Here is a 17,420-nt window from a genome sequence, read left to right on the forward strand (position 1 = left end):
TTTTATTTTTGCAAGCTCACATTATTTGCATAAGCTGGAGTGCCGCCAAGTGTGGCATTCCAATAATCTCTCTCTTGAAGAGAAACATTTTCAAATCTAAGGCAAGAATTTATATCAATAGGATTGCGTTTCTTATAGTTGCATTTCAGGTCATCAAAAATGGCAAAAAACATAATGGCAAAAATAGAAGCTAACACAGCAGTCAGATCCAATCTTACGAAAGCAAGCAGAAGGATTGGAATTATAGGAATCACAAAAAAATGCCGCCACCAAAACTTCAAAGCGATTTTAGTGTAAGTCCAATAAATATTTTCCTCGGAAGGAAGAAGTGTATTTTGATCTTTTTCCATGAGTACAGTCTACCATATAAATCATTTATGAAAACTTAAAATTTTAGGAATTACTATTTATGAGAAACTTTTCCGATACCTTCACCTAAGGGGGACAAACGCAACTCCATAAATTCCGAATGATTAATCAGGTGTTCGGAACAACCTTGAAAGTTACCCTGATTATAGGAATCCTATGTTTTACTTTTTTACTTTGGTATGATGGTACCTGGCAAAAGGTGGGGTTCTTGTTCACTTTTTATAAAGCGCAACTCCGGGATACTTTAAGCATTTTGCCCCACGGATTTTTTGACTCTTCTTGGATCTTGCATGCTGATGGGAACTATTATGAAATTGATGACCATATTCTTACCCATAAACCTTCCTATATTTTAGCTGCCTTTGTCATTCAAGCCGTTCTTATTAAAAAGCTCGGTCAAACCATATTGGCTATGCTGATAAGCATGGTGCTATTAATTATATATTGGGTTTATAGTGGCAAAGCTTTAAAAAACAAAGAAATTGTCTCAGGGAGCGATGAAGTAACTCTCAAAGATCTTGTTAAGCTTATCCAAAAAGATAAGAAAGCATCCGACATTACTTTGTCAGGCTTACCTTTGATTAAAGATAGTGAAACTAAACATATGTTGATTGTCGGTACCACAGGGGCGGGTAAAACGAATACCTTTAATCATCTTCTTCCCCAAATTAGAGATAAACAGCATAAAGCCATTATTGTTGATACAACGGGCACCTTTGTGGAGAAGTTCTATAATCCTAAGACAGATATACTCCTCAATCCTTTAGACGCGCGATCCCATTCCTGGAGTTTATGGAAAGAATGCCAAACGGATATTCAAATTGATGATTTTGCCTCAAGCTTAATCCCTCAAACGCTGCACGATCCGTTTTGGTCCGATGCCAGTCGATTGCTTTTTGCTGAAACGGTTAAAATTCTTAAAAGGAGCAAGAATCCTTCAATTAAAAGTCTTTTAGATTATGCCGTTCATAAGCCGCTTGCGAAGATTCAGGGATTTTACGCCAATACAGCCGCGGCATCGTTGGTGGATATTGCAGCCGATAAAACAGCGGCCTCCATTCGTGTCAGCTTATCAACGCATTTAAAATCTCTTCATCTGATTTCAGATTCTGACCATGGTTTTTCTATTCGAGAATGGATTCAAGATGAATCCCAAAAAGGATGGTTATTTCTAGCGGCAATGCCTGATCAACGAGAAACCTTAAGGCCCTTATTATCAACCTGGCTTAATAGTGCCATCAATGCTCTCATGGCTTGTCGTCCTGACTATAAGAGAAGGATCTGGTTCATCATTGATGAGAAGCAATCTCTCAATAAGATTGAAGCGCTGCCCAAAGCTTTGGCTGAAATCCGAAAATATGGCGGCTGCATTGTCTCAGGCTTGCAGAACATTAGCCAAATTGACAAACTTTATGGACATGAGTGCCGCAAAACCATGTCGAGTCTTTATAACACAAAGATATTTTACCGCTCCCCTGATACCGATACCGCGCAATGGATCTCAAGGATGATAGGAGAACATGAAATTTTAGAGAATAGTGAGGGAATCTCATTTGGGGCTCATCAAATGCGAGATGGTGTCACCATTAACGAGCATAAAAAACAGAAAGCTATTATCCCGTATTCTGAGTTTTTAATTCTAAAAGACTTGGAGGCTTATATTAAGCTACCCGAAGATTATCCGGTGACAAAATTGACCTTTAACTATAAAAATATCGAGTCTAAGAGCCCCGCTTTCATCTCCCCTTTAAAAAGTGCTAAGGACGTTAATGAAGAAAATACGGAAGTAAAAGAGGAAGCTATGAGTGAATCAGGTCCTCTAGGCGACCAGCCGCTCAAGCTTAATATTCTCAAACTTAAAGCTCCTACTAAATCAGAAAGGACGGCCTAACGGCCGTATAGGGGTAAAAATTTTAACATCATTTTTAGTAATAAGTGGCATAGCCTTAGGTTTATTTGGCGAAGCATCTAGAAAAATCCCTATATTTCTCCCAAAAGATTAAAGAGTTTGATAAATCAAGATTAGGGTATAGATTACTATTTTATCACCCCATTATTTTCTACGCTCTCACTGTACCAAGCCTACCGTATACAATAAACAATTTATGTTGTTTCTGGATAAATGAGTCTGCAATTACACCTATACTTCCAGGGTTATTTAGGTCATTCTTGTCTAAGAAAATTAAGGTAAGTTTTATTAATGAACCAACCGTTGGAAACAATCTGTGGCTTGGTAGAACGCATAACCTTTCATAATGAAGAAAATGGATTTTGCGTCTTAAGAGCCACAGTTAAAGGCCATAAAGAGCTTGTAACTATAGTTGGCTCTTTACCTGCTGTCAGTGCTGGGGAATGGGTTGAGGCTCACGGTATATGGATCCAAGATCGTCAATATGGCCAGCAGTTCAAAGCGACAGCCTTGCATTTAACACCGCCAACAACGTTAGAAGGAATTGAAAAGTATTTAGCGTCAGGCCTTATTAAAGGCATCGGCCCTATTTATGCCAAAAAACTTGTCCAAGCTTTTGGGGAAGGTGTTTTTGAAGTCATAGAAGCGGATTCGTCCAAACTCCAAACAATTCCGGGCATAGGCCCTTATAGACAACAGAAAATTATTAAAGGATGGGCCGATCAAAAAGCTATTCGAACCATCATGCTGTTCTTACACTCTTACGGTGTTAGTACTACAAGAGCGGTTCGTATCTACAAAACTTATGGCAATAATGCTATTCAACTTATTCAAGAAAATCCTTATCGGCTTGCTCAAGATATTAGAGGGATCGGCTTTGTCACCGCTGATAAAATTGCCATGCACTTAGGAATTGGTAAAGATTCTCTTATTAGAGCCCGAGCAGGCATCAGTTATGCTTTAGCAAAAGCAATGGATGAGGGGCATTGTGGCCTGCCTATCGAAACATTACTATATTCTTGCCAAGAGCTTTTAGAGATTGAGCAAGCGATAGTGCAAGAAGCTGTAAACCTCGAGCTTCAAGGGGGCACCGTTATCAAAGATTATATTGGTGAAAAGGGTTGCATTTTTTTGCAAGGCTTATACCACGCTGAAAAAGGAATGGCGCAGAAGTTACGAGATTTAAACACCTCAGATTTGCCGTGGCCCCCATTTAATATCAACGCAGCCATTAATTGGGTAGAACATCATAACGCCCTTTCTTTGTCCCTTTCTCAAAAACAAGCCCTCATTGAGGCGTTAACCCATAAAGTAACCATCATTACAGGGGGCCCGGGCGTTGGGAAAACAACGTTGCTCAGGTCCATTCTACAAATTTTACAATCCAAACAGGTAAAACTAGCCTTATGTGCGCCGACAGGGCGTGCGGCTCAACGAATGGCACAAGCCACAGGGATGGAAGCTAAAACCATCCATAGGCTCTTGAACATTAATCCTAAAACGGGAAGGTTTAATTACAATGAAGAGCTGCCTCTTCCCTGTGATGTTCTTATAGTCGATGAAGTTTCCATGGTTGATGTTCCTTTAATGCATGCCCTTCTAAAGGCAGTTCCTTTAAATGCCGCTGTGATTTTTGTCGGGGATCAAGATCAATTACCGTCAGTCGGTCCCGGTCAAGTACTCGCTGATTTAATTGCCTCTAAGGTCATTCCGTTCATTCATCTTACAGAAACTTTTAGGCAAGGGGCTCAGAGCATTATTGTCGCAATTGCCCGCAGTATCAATCTAGGAATTATGCCCAACCTAAAAGGGTATGGACCTACATCTGATTTCTTTTTCATCGAAATACCTGACGCAGAACAAGGGCTTAAACAGATTGTCGATCTCGTGACAACACGCTTGCCGAACACGTTTGATTATTCTCCCCTTCATGACATTCAAGTGCTTTGTCCCATGACGCGAGGAATAGTGGGCTCGCGTAATCTAAACACCGAATTGCAGCAAGCTTTAAACCCACCTCAGCCAACAACAAGCGTTCAAAAGTTTGGGAATTGGTTTAGCCTTGGGGACAAGGTGATGCAAATAGAAAACAATTATGACAAAGAAGTCTATAATGGAGACATCGGTTTTATTAAAAGCATCGATATAGAAGAAGGAGAATTGATTATCAGTTTTGAGGGGAAAGACGTTCACTATGATTTCAGTGACCTTGATGAAATTGTTTTAGCTTATGCAATGACAATTCATAAATCCCAAGGATCAGAATACCCGGTTGTCATCATTCCATTATTTACTCAGCATTACCCCATGTTGCAAAAGAACCTTGTCTATACAGGAATTACCCGAGGCAAAAAGCTCGTTATTTTAATAGGACAGAAAAGAGCTTTAGGGATCGCGGTGAGCAATAAAACTATGCAAAAGCGTTGGTCACTTTTATCAAAGCATTTATGCGCTTAGAGAAGCTGCTTACCTAAAAGATATTTGTAATCCTTTTGTTTCCATTCAAACCTCTTCAAAAAATAGAAAATACAACCCTATATCCGTTAAATTGGATAACAATCATTACTTTGAGAGATATAGGAAAGAGAATTTTTTTAGATTACTTAAGCTTTTAGAGATAAAATGGGTGTTTCTATGGCAAGGTAAAGATATTTATAAAAAGCATATTGACTTTATACGTCACTGACGTAATATTATAGTATGGAATTTATAGAATCACCTTTATTCAGTAAGCTTATTTCATCTTATCTTGATAATGATGAGTATGCGGCTTTTCAATGGGACTTAGCCCTACATCCTGAAAAAGGAGACATCATTCCAAGCAGCGGTGGATTAAGGAAAATTAGATGGTCAGCAAAAGGTAAAGGAAAACGGGGAGGGGTAAGAGTTATATACTTTTACCAGAATAAACAAGGGCAAATTTGGTTACTGACTATTTATGCTAAAAATGAGGATGAAAATATCCCCTTATCCGTATTGAAAAAGGTTAAAAAGGAGTTAGAAATATGAATAATTCTAGAAATATTGGTCAGGAAATTTTAGAAGCTCTTAATGAAATAAAAAATGGCAAAGGTGTCATAAAAAAGATAGATGCTTGCAAAGATGTTAGCCGTATACGACAGGAATTAAATCTTTCCCAAGCCGCCTTTTCTTCGCTTATGGGGATTAGTGTGCGTACTTTACAAGAGTGGGAACAAGGAAGACGGTATCCTACAGGACCAGCTTTATCCTTATTAAGGATTGCCCATAAACATCCTGAAGCATTTGTCAATCTTTAAGCTAAAGGTAGTAGTTGAGAATTTTTATGGTATGAAAATAGGGAATTAGGTTGACAGGTTTGTTATAAAACATTTATTAACCTAAGGAGATTTCATGAGGAAGCAAGAACACATGGGATAGAGAGAAACAACGGCCAGCAGCGGCATTGGTTCCTAAGATTTAAACGGAAATACATTGCACCTTCCCGCTCCTTGGAGATGACAGACTTAACTATGGCCCTTTTTGCTGCTTACCATGTTAATAAAACTCTTTCTTTGCCATGCATTTTAAGTTAACACCCTCTAATTTTTTGCCTATTTTTTAAAATAGGTTTTTAAGCGCCCTTTTTTAAGCCAGGATAAAGCTTTAGATTCAATATATATATCCTGATATTTTATTTTACTATAGTCAGCTGAGCATATAATAGTAGCGTCATTATTAATATTATATAAACTTATTGCATCGATGCATAAGTATTTCCAGTCTTCCGAGGAGATTGATACCACTGGGTCATATTCTAGTTGGCCTGTCCCCTTATAGGGCTTTCCCCACATTGAAAGTCCTCCATCAAGTCCATATTGCCTGATCGCAGAGAGCAGTGGAAGGATATTGATAGTCTCCAAATTCCATCCTAATTGTTTGGCTTTAGCTAGAAAATCTTTTATGGGGACTCTTTTAGGTGGTTTTGACTTTTTATATTCTTCATACCTACCATATAGCCAGTATATAACAAATTCCTGTGCTAATCTTGTTAGAACGAAAGTAATAATTCCTCCTATAGCATTTATAAATAGCTTCTTCATATTTTATACCTTATTAAAATAATCTATATTTTAGATATTACGGCAGATATCAATTATATGTCAAATTTCTCTATAATTTTATTTTTAAATATACTTAAATACTACCAAATTTATCATGTTATATTGTTAGAGAAGGGTATTGCATTATGCTTCTTTGAGTTTCTAGTGATTGTTGTGGAAATTATTCTTGCTTAGCCTACTGCAAATTTTAAAAGATCTACATAATTACCCTGATCAGCTTCTCTTAAAGACCGTATGTATTCTTGACGTGTTTGTGAGGCTTGCACTAGGCTGACTCTTCCCCAAGAGAGCCTTTTATTCTTAAGATTATATAAGAGTACATCGCCCATGAGCCTAGATAACCTTCCATTACCGTTAGGATAAGGATGGATGGCGACGAGACGATGATGAAAACGGACAGCAATTTCTTCAGCTTCATATATTTGGTTGCTCACCCAAAATTTCGCATCGTCGCAAAGAATTTTTAGACAGGAAGTAATCTCGTAGGGTTTAACGCCAATATTCGTTTGATGTTTACGGAAGGTACCAGCCCATTTCCAGGTTTGGCCAAACATCTTTTTATGGATCCTATTGATGAAAGCCGTGGTTAAAATATCATTTCTTTTGCGCGAGAAAAGGTATCTTTCAGCAATAAGGATATTAGCCTGTTCCCACTCATTTAATTGGTGCTGAGTCCGAATATGGTTGGGGATGAGTTTATCGGCATCATCCTCATTAAAAGGTGTAGCACCTTCTCCATAAGTAAAGATCATTGGTCATTTTCCCAGAGGTAGGATATGTTTTTCTTGGTCTTAATTTCATAGCGGAGCTGATTAATAAGGTCCTCTAATTGATCGAGAAGAGCTTCCTGTGTTGGCTTCTGATTCTCTAGACCCATCGTATGGCTTGTTTTATCTAGCATAGTTTGAGCCTTAATCCTAATCTGCTCCTCCATCCTCTCTTCAAGAGATTGATTAGGAATTACAAAATATAATACTTGGGAATCTAAGGCTGCTGCCATGTTTTCAAGTGTTTTCAAGGTTATAGTACCTTCGGCTTCTGATTTTTCTAGCTTAATAATCGATTGGGGAGTAATCCCGGCTTTAAAGGCGAGCTGCCGTGCAGACATTCCTAAGGCTTCACGGATAGCTTTAAGCCATCCACTCCGTGGAGCTTTTACTGAGATCAACTTTCTTAGCTCACTCAACTCTTTGTCAAGGTGTTTTCTATTCAAGCCATGCATATTATCTTTCCCTTTTTATAAAAATATATCAACTTATAAGTTTAAACAATAGTTATTTTTGGCACCTTTTAAGTTGTTATATTTAAGAAAAATATATGCTCATAGGTTGATATATTGTTATACATTTTATAAATATCTACTTTAAAAGGCATCTAATTGCAGGCCTATATCCCTTCTTTATCCATGGAGGGGCCGTCAAGTTGTTGGATATGGTCAAAGAATAGCAGGTAGACTTTTCTTTTTAGATAGACTGAGGGTGTTTCATAACAATTTGATTGAAGCAAACTAAGGATTCTTGAAGCTTGTCTCTATACTCTTGGGCCGGATAAACATAGCGTTTAACCTTTAGCAGATTGAGAAAAACGGTTCTGTCGCAAATTTTTATCGTACCGAATTTATGTGTTCCTAGTAGACATAATTATGCTGAGAGGGCGTAAAACTGCTGCCAGGATGAAAAGGTTCCTTCGAGAAAATTCTGTCCTTTCTTTATCATACGATATAACTCAATTCCTGCTAATGTTGCAGTAGCGCAGACAAAACTTTTAAACCCAAGCATGGGGTTGGTAATTCGTTTTACCCCCCTATGATCTTGTTCGATCATATTATTGAGGTATTTCACTTGGCGAGCCAAAATCTTTTGGCCTTCACCAAGGTTTTTATTGATCTCCTCCAGTCCTGCTAAATTGGCTCCACTTTTGTCCATATTCACTTTCTCAGGTTGTCCACTGCTCCCAATCGTTTTCTCAAAAAATGCCTTGGCCGCCTGGGTATCACGTGTTCGAGATAAAAAGAAATCTATGGTGTTTCCTTCTTTATCAACGGCCCTATAGTAATACAGCCACTCACCTTTAATTTTAATGTACGTTTCATCCATCCGCCAACTTTTACCAACAGGTTTCTTGCATTTCCTAAACTTCACTTCAAGTGCCGGGGAATACTTAACAACCCAACGATTAATTGTCGCATGATCAAGATAAACACCTCGCTCTTCCATCAATTCTTCGACATGACGATAACTCAAGGGATAAGCCACATACCAACGAATACACATCATTATAACATCTTTGGGAAAATGACATCCTTTAAAACTGATCATCTTGAATCTTCTCGCTTAGGTGGTATCTGCCTTTATACCTCATTACTTAATTTTTTGCGACAGAACCCACGCTTGTCAATTAGTGAAGCAAACCGCTTAACCCATCTTTGTAGGGTTGCATGATCAATTTTAGCCCCCTGGATCATCATCATCTCCTCTAAGGCTCGATAACTTAGAGAAAATCGACATTTCATATAGATAAAGAGCATGATCACAGACGGGGATGAACAAAAGCCTTTAAAGTGAGGCAATAATGAGGGAGATATAGTGAGCATTGATGCTCTTTTTTGCAGAATTGTATACTCAATTTTTAATATTAGCAACAGATGCGACAAAACCGGGCCGATTAAGTTCTATATGCTTTTTCAGAGAATCTTTGATGGTTTTCTCCTTTAAATAGAAATTAATTCTGTTAAGAATAATCTTGTTATTCTAAATAATTTATGAGGCTGCGATATGAGAAAGTATTTATTAGCCCTCATTCTGATGGTTGTCACTCTTCCCCACAACCAAATATGGTCTATGTCCCCAACAGAAGAGGAAGAAAAAAAACTGCTTTGGAAATTACCCCAAAAATTCAAACACAGACAGCGGGCCTTCCCTCTCTTAGTGAGCAAGATATATCCTTCCCTTTAGGCTCGCAAGAAAAGGAAGGCAGCTTTAGTGGCCCTCAATGGGGCCTGTCGGAAAAAGAGATAGAATATCTTTTCAAAAACTCTCAAGACTTTGTGTGTATTCTTCAATTTGGCGGCTATTTTAAAAGGCTTAATTCTACTTGGACCTATATATTAGGATGGGAAATTGAAGAACTTCTGGGTACGCCTTATATCAATTTTGTCCATCCCGACGATATCGAAAAAACATTAGAATATGAAAATAAATTTACGCCGGCTGGGCTAATCAATCGTTACCGATGTAAGGATGGGTCTTATCGTTGGTTAGATTGGATAGGGCTATCCATGACAACAGAAAAGCCAACAAAAAGTAAAGAAAATTATCCCCTTACTATTGCCAGAGATATTACTTTAATGAAAAAACTTGAAATAGGATTAGACCAAAGACTCACACACTCAGCAAGAAAGGAATGGTACATAAAACAAAGAATTTTAGAAGCTGTTACCGAGATCCAAGATTCGCATATTAATAGTTTTTTTTACGAAAATGAGGAAAGTAATGAAGGTTATAGCTTACACGTTATTCTGCAAAATTTCATCAGGTTGAGCGAAAGTGAGTTCGGGTTTATTAAGGAGATAACTTCTGACCAAATTGGTAGCCCTCCTTCCCCTTACTTATGGGAGGGCAATTTTTCAATCGAGAAGTCCCCTACAAGAGAAGAAAGAACAAAAAAATTAGAGGAACTTTTCAACAATTTTATTGAAGATATACTCTCAACAAGAGAACCTTTGATGGTGAATGATATTAAGGATTATTCTAAAAAAATTGAAATTCCTCTTGAGCGACCACCATTAAAATCCTTTCTTGGCATACCTTTCCTAGCCGAAGGGAAAGTAATAGGTGTCATTGGACTCTGCAATCGTGTAAAAGATATCAATAAAAAACTCCTGGAAAATCTTGACCTCCTTATTTCATTATCAACTCGCATCGTTAATGAGAAAAATATGAGGATGACTCAAATAGAAGGTGAGAGATTACAACAACGCCAAAAAGAAGCTGAAGCTGCAAATAGGACAAAATCAAGCTTCTTAGCCCATATGTCCCATGAAATACGGACTCCCTTAACAGGCCTTTTGGGTATGTTGGAACTTATTAACAAAGAAATTTTGCCGGATGAAGACCTAAATTACTTGCAAATGGCTTATGGCGCTGGTTTGTCGCTTTTAAGCATATTAAACGATATTTTAGATACATCAAAAATTGAAGCCGGTCAACTTAAACTGGAAAATATTAAGTTTAATCCTCTTACTATTGCTCAAGAAGTGATACAGATGTTGTCATTAGATGCTCATAAAAAAAAAATAGAGCTTAATCTGGTGGCAAATTCTCAGCTTCCGCTTTATGTCATAGGTGATCCTACAAGATTACGACAAATTTTATTTAATTTAGTAGGCAACGCTGTCAAATTTACCAGTAAAGGGAGCGTAGTGGTTTCCCTTAAGGGGAAATCTAATAAAGATCATGTTAAAATTGTAGGAGATATTTGTCAACTTATCACCGGGAAAGTCACTGATACAGGCATTGGTGTATCACCTGAAGCTCAAGAGCGACTTTTTAAACCTTTCTCTCAATCAGATAACTCAATACTGCGTAGATTTGGAGGAACTGGATTGGGATTGTTTATTACAAAGAAATTATGTGAAATGATGGGCGGGGACATAACAGTCGTAAGTGAAGTTGATAAAGGTACAACCTTTCGTTTCCATATAAAAGTAGGCTACTCAAAAGATTCAATTTCTTCATTTGGGAGCCCCCCTCCTATAAGAGAGATTGAAAAACTACCAAATATTCGAGTGTTAGTCGCAGAAGATAATGCGGTCAACCAAATTATTTTAAAAACTTTGCTAACCAAAGCAGGATGTTCTGTTACTACTGTATGGAATGGGGCGGAGGCTGTGGAAGCTATTACCCCAAGCCCACTCTCCTATGATCTTGTCTTAATGGATGGTGAAATGCCTGTGATGGATGGTATTGAGGCAACTCAACAGATACGGGATAGATTGAAAATTACGGCGCAAGCTCTACCTATTATCGCTGTAACCGCCCATGCCATGGTAGAAGATCGTGAAAGATTTTTGCAAGCAGGTATGAACGGATACTTAACCAAACCGGTACAAAAAGAGGGTTTATTTGCAGAAATCCTGAGATGCTTATCTTCCTCCTCTTATTTTGAAAGAAAGTGAAGTTAAACGAGAAATATTACTAAAAGTGGCCCTCCCAACTTACTGATTTCACTGAAGAAGAAAGAGAAAGCTTGCAAACTATTGATCACTCTCGGCGTTGTTGCGTAAATATGGATTGAGGATAGAACTCTCCCTTTTCCCCAAAATTATTAGATTTTAACTGATTCCGGCAGGCCAAGTTTGGTAAAAGTGTTCAAAATGAAGCATCCAAGATGCAATTCAGCATCTTGGTTATTCCATAATCTTGCATTAAGTTTACCGCCGATAATTTCTTTATAGCGATACATCGTATTTTCTACTTTAGCTCTTCGTCCGTATTTGTTTTTAGATTGCCAGGCGTATTTTCCTTTTTTATCAATGTAGTTAAGTTTCTTGCCGCGGTGAGATTGCCTCATCAGCAGTTGATGGGGACCCACGAGCTGGAGGAATAATAGGCTTAATATTGGCTGATTCCAGCTGATCATAAGTCTCTTGACCATCATAACCTGAGTCAGCAATTAATTCGGTTACTTTTGTCGGATCAGCTTGTCGCAAATGATCTTGTAAGCAAGATCTATCATCTGCTAGATGATCGGTCATCATTCGGGAAACAATCAACCCCTCTTCATTAATACCAATGTGAAGCTTGCGCCAGAGTTTACGTTTATAGTGTTTCCCATGCTTAGACTCTAGCCATTCACTCTCTCCATAAACTTTGATGCCCGTGCTATCAATAACAAGATGACCTGGCTCATTCATTTTGTCTAATTGGCAAGTAAGAAGAGCAACGGTTCCGCGGCGAGATAACCTCGTATAATCAGGAACATCCAGATTAAGGCCCATCAATGCAAATAACGAGGTAACGAAGCCTTGAATTTGCCTTAGCTTTTGCTTAAGCATGGTTCTGAGAGCTAACATGATCGTAATAGCATAATCAGAATAATAATAGGGCCTGCCTTTTTGGGAAGAAGAGCTTTTACGAGCATACCATTTATCGCCAATATCTTGACAAATCCATAAAGTCAGAGACCCTCTGTTTTTTAAAGCTTGATTATAGTCAGACCAATTTTTAACGCGATAGCTGGTTTTTCGCTGGCGAGGACAACCATGTTTGCGAAGACGTTCTTTATAGGGCATTAGCTATCCTTTCTTCTAGAATCCAAGATAGATAATTTTTCCTTTCCTGACTCCTTTTTTCTATTTACGCAACAACGTCACACGACCCCCAACTTTGGGATGGTCTCTCCCTAAACCCCATTGATACTATAGCGATAGAAAACACGTTTACCGCCTTCTGCCAATAAGAGATAAGACGCGCAGAGGATGCCAAGAATAATAAAAAAAGAGGTGGGCAGAGGAGTAAGGCTAAAGTACGCCCCCAGCTGGGTAAAAGGAATGATGATTCCCAAAGAGGCCAGACTGATGCTTGAGATGGCTAAAATAGGATGGGGTCTGCTCTTCAATGGAGATAACCTTGTGCGAATGATGAAAATGACCAAGATTTGGGTTGCTAAAGACTCCATAAACCATCCTGTGTGAAACAAAGTTTCTGAAGCTTTGAAGACATAGAGTAAGATCGCGAAAGTTAGAAAATCAAAGACGGAACTTATGGGCCCCATCATAAACATAAAGTTTCGAATGGAGGACATTTTCCAGCGGTGGGGTTTTTCAAGAAAGTTTTTGTCTACATTATCCAGGGGAATAGCAATTTCAGATAAATCATAAAGGAGGTTATTGAGGAGAATTTGCGTTGGTAGCATGGGCAAAAAAGGCAGAAAAAGCGCAGCTCCTGCCATGCTAATCATGTTTCCAAAATTGGAGCTGGTCATCATCATAACATATTTCATGATATTGCCATAAGTTGTGCGTCCTTCAATAATCCCGTCATAAATCACATTCAAATCTTGTTTTAAAAGAATAATATCGGCGGCTTCCTTGGCCACATCCACGCCGGAATCAACTGATACGGCTACATTTGCGCTATGAAGTGAAGGTGCATCATTAATGCCATCTCCTATAAATCCAACCATATGTCCTTTCGATTTGAGTAAAGTAATAATTCTGCATTTTTGTGTGGGATTCATGCGACAAAAAAGATTGACCTTTTCAATTTTGGCACTCAGAGCTGAATCATCGATGCTATCTATATCATGACCCATCAAAAGGCCATCTATTGGAATGTTAAGTTGTTGACAAAGATGTTGTGTGACTAATTCATTGTCACCGGTGACAATTTTGAGTTTTACTCCATTCTCGTGGAGTTTTTTCAAGGCTTCGGCTGCACTTGATTTAGGAGGATCAAAGAAAGTCGCAAAGCCAGCAAACGTGAGTCCGCTTTCATCATGAATAACAGCCTGGGAGTGAGTTCGAGGAACTTCTCGCCAGGCAATACCTAGAACGCGAAAACCTTGTTGGCTGAGGTCATTAAACTGATTTTGGATTTTCCTTCGCTCTTTTGCGTACAGGGCCTTAGGTGAAAGGGGACGAGGCTCATCTTCGAAATGAGTAGAAATTGCTAAAATATCTTCCGGAGCTCCCTTCACAAGCAGGAGACGCTTTTTCCCATTATCTACCAAAACGGAGACGCGCCTTCGTTCAAAATCAAAAGGGATCTCATCAATCTTTTCCCAATTTTCTCGCTCTAAGTGCTGATAAGCTAAAATAGCTTCATCTAGGGGACTTTTTAACCCCGTTTCAAAGTAGCTGTTTAAATAGGCAATTTGGAAAACGTGATCATTTTTCTCACCCTTCAGATCCAAATGTTGAGCCAATTGTATTTTCGCTTCCGTAAGAGTACCTGTTTTATCACAACAAAGAATATCCATACTTCCGAAGTCATGGATGCTTGAAAGTCTTTTCACGATAACGTTTTTCCGAGCCATACGGACGGCTCCTCTCGCTAAGGTAATGGAAACAACCATGGGCAAAAATTCAGGAGCAAGTCCAACACCTAACGCCAAAGCAAACAATAATGTTTCAAGCCAGGGTCGATCAAAGAAAAGATTGGCTAAGATGACGAAAAGAATAAGGAATAGGATAAGGCGCATGAGTAAAAGACCAAATTGGCGCATCCCAATCTCAAATGCCGTTGGGGGCGCCTGCGTTGAAAGAGTAGAAGTAATTACTCCAAGCGCTGTAATCTTACCCGTGAGGCAAACTATGTACTGAGCGGTTCCCGATAGAATGGATGTTCCCATAAAGACAGCATTGGGTGCGTTGGTAATTGTTTCATCGGCCACTCGAAAATCTTGCGCACTCTTTTCAACAGGATAGCTCTCGCCTGTTAATAGAGACTGATTAACAAACAAATCTTTTGCTTCCAAAAGGCGCCCATCCGCAGGTACAAGATCCCCAGCCGAAAGACAAACAATGTCACCGGGTACTAAATCCTCGAGAGGGATCTTTACCAATTGTTGATCTCGAAGGACAAGAGGACGTAATGCTACCGATTGTTTCAAAGCTTCAGCTGCATTGCTGGCCCGAAAATCTTGAACAGCATCAATGGAAATACTGAGAAATACCATGATCGTAATTAAGATAGCACTATGGATATCGTGAACAACGGCTGAAATGGCAGCTGCTATTAAAAGTAATATAATTAAAGGGTTTTGGAAGCGTAAGAAGAATATCCTTAAAAGAGTGATGTGGGAAATGGTATCAAATGCATTAGGTCCAAATTGCTTGCGTCGCTTCAAAACTTGTGATGTCGTCAACCCCTGAGGAGTAGCCTTTAATTCACTGAAAAGGCTTTGAAGAGGAAGGGACCAAAAATGCATACTATTTTGTTGTTTTTCCACCCTTATTTTTCCTTCATAATTTGATCCCGCCCCTTACTGTATTAGACCTAATTATCCACATTATATAAATAGGATTATTTGAAGAAATGATTTTCTTTGGTGTGCTCTCGAGAACAGCACCAAAACTTTTATTTATTTTTTAAACGTAAAAAAAGCAGAATAGAGAACATAAATCTTCCTAACACACCAGTTTCTTGGGCACCGTCAACTTAACAAAGGATCAAAATAGGAATAAAGTAAGGAAAAAATAAACCTGGTATGATTCTGTCATGTCTTTAACCAAAGCTCCCAAACGTCACCGCTTCCCAGTCTCAATAATCAGTCAAGCTGTATGGCTTTATTACCGCTTTAACCTTAGTTATAGAGATGTCCAGGAACAACTAGCCTTTCGAGGAATTATCCTGAGTCATGAGACAGTCAGGAAATGGTGCACTAAATTCGCTCTTCATTTTATAGATGTCATCAAGAAGCATGAGAGGAAACCAAGTGATAAATGGCACCTGGATGAAATGGCTCTTAAGATTAATGGAGAGGTGTTTGTCTTATGGAGAGCCGTCGATAGCGACGGAATCGAGCTCGATATCTTTCTCCAAAAACATCGCAATAAGAAATCTGCTATCAGATTCCTAAGCCGATTATTGGGGACGTACCCAGCCCCAAGAGTTATTGTTACCGACAAATTGAAAAGCTATGTAAAGCCGATCCAATTCATGTGCCGTAAAGCAGATCACAGGACTCACAAGCGGCTCAACAATCGTATTGAAAACGCCCATCAACCGACTCGCCGCAAAGAAAAATGCTTGATAAAATTTAAGTCTGCTCCTGGCGTTCAGAGATTATTGTCCCTGATGGGGAAGGTCCGCAATATCTTTTCAGTAGAAGTTAGTCGGTACAAGAATAAAGCTCCTGATCAACGGTTTGCTTTTGCCGCCGCCAAGACCATTTGGCTGGAGGCGGCTCTAGAGCTTCTTTCTGTCTAAAATTGACAGTTCATAACCACAATATAACCTTTTTTAGTTAAGTTGACGGTGCCTTTCTTTGGCTTCCAGAGAAAGCAAAGCCTCTCTCATTTAACGGTCGCTGGGAGTTGAAGTTTCTAGTTTCGTATTTTTCTCCTGTGTCTAAATAATGGTTGATTCCCAGCGTTCCGATCTTCTATTTGTATTCTACAGAGTTACTTAAGGCCTTTCTCGGACAAAAGCTAACTGCTCTCTATAATCTCGCTTGGGCCCTTATTATAGAGCTTTTTAAAGTAAGTTAGTCTAAGTGTGGGTCTTTGGCTCTACAAGCCGCAAGGCTGATATAAAGCATTCAAATTATTCCCAAGAGATCTAATGTTAAACTAAACTTAGATGGAGATGTTTACCAGCAGCTTGGGCGAATTCAGCATCCTTAACCCATTCTTTTTTAAGATCGTCGAAGTTAGCAAATTTAGTCATTTAGATTAATTGAAAGCACCCCACTTTTTAAGGATGAATTTCCTGGACCGACATCTCAATATGATTGAGTTCAGCTTTAATTGCTATAGGATCAGCAATTCCTTCCCATTCCTTGCGGACAGAATTCCAACGCATTCCAAAAGATCTTAATTTCTTGCGAACTGAAAGATCTGGCTCTATGGGGAATTTTATAAGAATTGGCTTCTCGTTTTCTACTGATCCTTTATTTTTATTAAAGGCCGCTTCTCCTTCTGAACTCCACTTTTTTAAGGTTTCTTCACTTCCAGACTGATCCTTAATTTGAATTAAAGCTCCTAAAAGTTGAGTGACTGACAACTCTGAAAGTCCTGCTTTTTCAATTAGGCCCCCGAGCTCAATCAGTCGACGTGTCCGTTGTTTGCGTTCAGCTATTTTGACTTTAACTTCTTTTTCTTTTAATCGATTCATTTTCTGTTGTAAGAGTTTTTTCTTCTGTTCGAGTTTATCCATTTATCAGCTCCTAACCTCACTCATGAGATTATTGTAGTGTTTATAAAAAAATAAACAAATAAAATAATATCCATAAATTACGGATAAGAGCGAGAGCGATCTAGGAGTACGCAATATGCGTTGCAAGCAACGCGCATTTTTAATATTATAGAAATATGATTAAAATCCAGTTTTCATAAC

Annotated in this window: 13 protein-coding genes and 2 pseudogenes; 6 read left to right on the plus strand and 9 right to left on the minus strand. The window is 38.7% G+C overall.

Annotated elements, in window-relative coordinates; genetic code table 11:
- Positions 1 to 2: 2 nt before the first annotated feature.
- Positions 3 to 350 (minus strand): hypothetical protein, encoded by a 348-nt coding sequence (locus ID47_RS01120; RefSeq protein WP_038462935.1) that lies wholly within the window; start codon positions 348 to 350, stop codon positions 3 to 5.
- A gap of 101 nt (positions 351 to 451) precedes the next feature.
- Here ID47_RS01120 and traD (ID47_RS01125) point away from each other — a divergent pair.
- From traD (ID47_RS01125) to ID47_RS01140, 4 genes and pseudogenes are all read left to right on the plus strand, one after another.
- Positions 452 to 2,260 (plus strand): annotated as a pseudogene (traD, locus tag ID47_RS01125) (type IV conjugative transfer system coupling protein TraD); the annotation flags it as partial.
- A 309-nt stretch (positions 2,261 to 2,569) separates the two neighbouring features.
- On the plus strand, positions 2,570 to 4,735 hold the full coding sequence (gene recD2 / locus ID47_RS01130; protein ID WP_038462938.1) for an SF1B family DNA helicase RecD2: 2,166 nt from the start codon (positions 2,570 to 2,572) through the stop codon (positions 4,733 to 4,735).
- 243 nt (positions 4,736 to 4,978) lie between these two features.
- The gene (locus ID47_RS01135; protein ID WP_038462941.1) at positions 4,979 to 5,287 is read left to right on the plus strand and encodes a type II toxin-antitoxin system RelE/ParE family toxin; all 309 of its coding nucleotides are present in this window, start codon (positions 4,979 to 4,981) and stop codon (positions 5,285 to 5,287) included.
- Positions 5,284 to 5,556 carry a helix-turn-helix domain-containing protein gene (locus ID47_RS01140; protein ID WP_038462944.1) on the plus strand — a complete coding sequence of 91 codons (273 nt, stop codon included), beginning with the start codon at positions 5,284 to 5,286 and terminating at the stop codon, positions 5,554 to 5,556. Before ID47_RS01135 ends, ID47_RS01140 begins: the two co-directional genes overlap by 4 nt.
- 294 nt (positions 5,557 to 5,850) lie before the next feature.
- Here ID47_RS01140 and ID47_RS01145 read toward each other — a convergent pair whose 3' ends face one another.
- The 5 genes from ID47_RS01145 to ID47_RS01165 all read right to left on the minus strand — a co-directional run bounded on the left by ID47_RS01145 (position 5,851) and on the right by ID47_RS01165 (position 8,953).
- Positions 5,851 to 6,339 (minus strand): hypothetical protein, encoded by a 489-nt coding sequence (locus ID47_RS01145; RefSeq protein ID WP_038462946.1) that lies wholly within the window; start codon positions 6,337 to 6,339, stop codon positions 5,851 to 5,853.
- A 191-nt stretch (positions 6,340 to 6,530) separates the two neighbouring features.
- Positions 6,531 to 7,112: a mobile mystery protein B gene (locus tag ID47_RS01150; RefSeq protein ID WP_038462949.1), complete on the minus strand. Its 582-nt coding sequence runs from the start codon at positions 7,110 to 7,112 to the stop codon at positions 6,531 to 6,533.
- Positions 7,109 to 7,582, minus strand: coding sequence for a mobile mystery protein A (locus ID47_RS01155; protein WP_051908373.1), 474 nt, complete (start codon positions 7,580 to 7,582; stop codon positions 7,109 to 7,111). Before ID47_RS01155 ends, ID47_RS01150 begins: the two co-directional genes overlap by 4 nt.
- Positions 7,583 to 8,000: 418 nt before the next feature.
- A complete protein-coding gene (locus tag ID47_RS01160) occupies positions 8,001 to 8,678 on the minus strand; it encodes an IS6 family transposase (RefSeq protein ID WP_038462951.1) in 678 nt (225 codons plus the stop codon).
- 32 nt (positions 8,679 to 8,710) lie between these two features.
- Positions 8,711 to 8,953 carry an IS6 family transposase gene (locus ID47_RS01165; protein WP_038462953.1) on the minus strand — a complete coding sequence of 81 codons (243 nt, stop codon included), beginning with the start codon at positions 8,951 to 8,953 and terminating at the stop codon, positions 8,711 to 8,713.
- A gap of 240 nt (positions 8,954 to 9,193) precedes the next feature.
- On the opposite strand from ID47_RS01165, the gene ID47_RS11505 reads away from it, so the two are divergent.
- Positions 9,194 to 11,536 (plus strand): ATP-binding protein, encoded by a 2,343-nt coding sequence (locus ID47_RS11505; protein WP_232223299.1) that lies wholly within the window; start codon positions 9,194 to 9,196, stop codon positions 11,534 to 11,536.
- 149 nt (positions 11,537 to 11,685) lie between these two features.
- On the opposite strand, the pseudogene ID47_RS01180 reads toward ID47_RS11505, so the two are convergent.
- Together ID47_RS01180 and mgtA are read right to left on the minus strand one after the other, a co-directional pair.
- A pseudogene (locus ID47_RS01180) lies at positions 11,686 to 12,652 on the minus strand (IS5 family transposase).
- Positions 12,653 to 12,762: 110 nt separating this feature from the next.
- Positions 12,763 to 15,312, minus strand: a complete 2,550-nt coding sequence (gene mgtA, locus ID47_RS01185) for a magnesium-translocating P-type ATPase (RefSeq protein WP_198022307.1) — start codon at positions 15,310 to 15,312, stop codon at positions 12,763 to 12,765.
- A gap of 269 nt (positions 15,313 to 15,581) precedes the next feature.
- On the opposite strand from mgtA, the gene ID47_RS01190 reads away from it, so the two are divergent.
- Complete coding sequence (locus ID47_RS01190; RefSeq protein ID WP_038462904.1) at positions 15,582 to 16,292, plus strand: IS6 family transposase; 711 nt, start codon at positions 15,582 to 15,584, stop codon at positions 16,290 to 16,292.
- Between the two features lie 486 nt (positions 16,293 to 16,778).
- Here the strand turns inward: ID47_RS01190 and traD (ID47_RS01195) are convergent, their stop codons facing one another.
- Complete coding sequence (gene traD, locus ID47_RS01195; protein WP_038462957.1) at positions 16,779 to 17,240, minus strand: conjugal transfer protein TraD; 462 nt, start codon at positions 17,238 to 17,240, stop codon at positions 16,779 to 16,781.
- Between the last annotated feature and the right edge of the window lie 180 nt (positions 17,241 to 17,420).

The organism is Candidatus Paracaedibacter acanthamoebae (genome assembly GCF_000742835.1).
Lineage (GTDB): Bacteria > Pseudomonadota > Alphaproteobacteria > Paracaedibacterales > Paracaedibacteraceae > Paracaedibacter > Paracaedibacter acanthamoebae.

What these genes read in the sequence shown, in the direction of transcription:
- ID47_RS01160 (WP_038462951.1), bottom strand. Translation starts at nt 8,678, where the DNA reads ATGATCAGTTTTAAAGGATGTCATTTTCCCAAAGATGTTATAATGATG.
- ID47_RS01135 (WP_038462941.1), top strand. Translation starts at nt 4,979, where the DNA reads ATGGAATTTATAGAATCACCTTTATTCAGTAAGCTTATTTCATCTTAT.
- ID47_RS01120 (WP_038462935.1), bottom strand. Translation starts at nt 350, where the DNA reads ATGGAAAAAGATCAAAATACACTTCTTCCTTCCGAGGAAAATATTTAT.
- ID47_RS11505 (WP_232223299.1), top strand. Translation starts at nt 9,194, where the DNA reads ATGGTCTATGTCCCCAACAGAAGAGGAAGAAAAAAAACTGCTTTGGAA.
- traD (WP_038462957.1), bottom strand. Translation starts at nt 17,240, where the DNA reads ATGGATAAACTCGAACAGAAGAAAAAACTCTTACAACAGAAAATGAAT.
- ID47_RS01145 (WP_038462946.1), bottom strand. Translation starts at nt 6,339, where the DNA reads ATGAAGAAGCTATTTATAAATGCTATAGGAGGAATTATTACTTTCGTT.
- ID47_RS01150 (WP_038462949.1), bottom strand. Translation starts at nt 7,112, where the DNA reads ATGATCTTTACTTATGGAGAAGGTGCTACACCTTTTAATGAGGATGAT.
- ID47_RS01165 (WP_038462953.1), bottom strand. Translation starts at nt 8,953, where the DNA reads ATGCTCACTATATCTCCCTCATTATTGCCTCACTTTAAAGGCTTTTGT.
- ID47_RS01155 (WP_051908373.1), bottom strand. Translation starts at nt 7,582, where the DNA reads ATGCATGGCTTGAATAGAAAACACCTTGACAAAGAGTTGAGTGAGCTA.
- recD2 (WP_038462938.1), top strand. Translation starts at nt 2,570, where the DNA reads ATGAACCAACCGTTGGAAACAATCTGTGGCTTGGTAGAACGCATAACC.
- ID47_RS01140 (WP_038462944.1), top strand. Translation starts at nt 5,284, where the DNA reads ATGAATAATTCTAGAAATATTGGTCAGGAAATTTTAGAAGCTCTTAAT.
- ID47_RS01190 (WP_038462904.1), top strand. Translation starts at nt 15,582, where the DNA reads ATGTCTTTAACCAAAGCTCCCAAACGTCACCGCTTCCCAGTCTCAATA.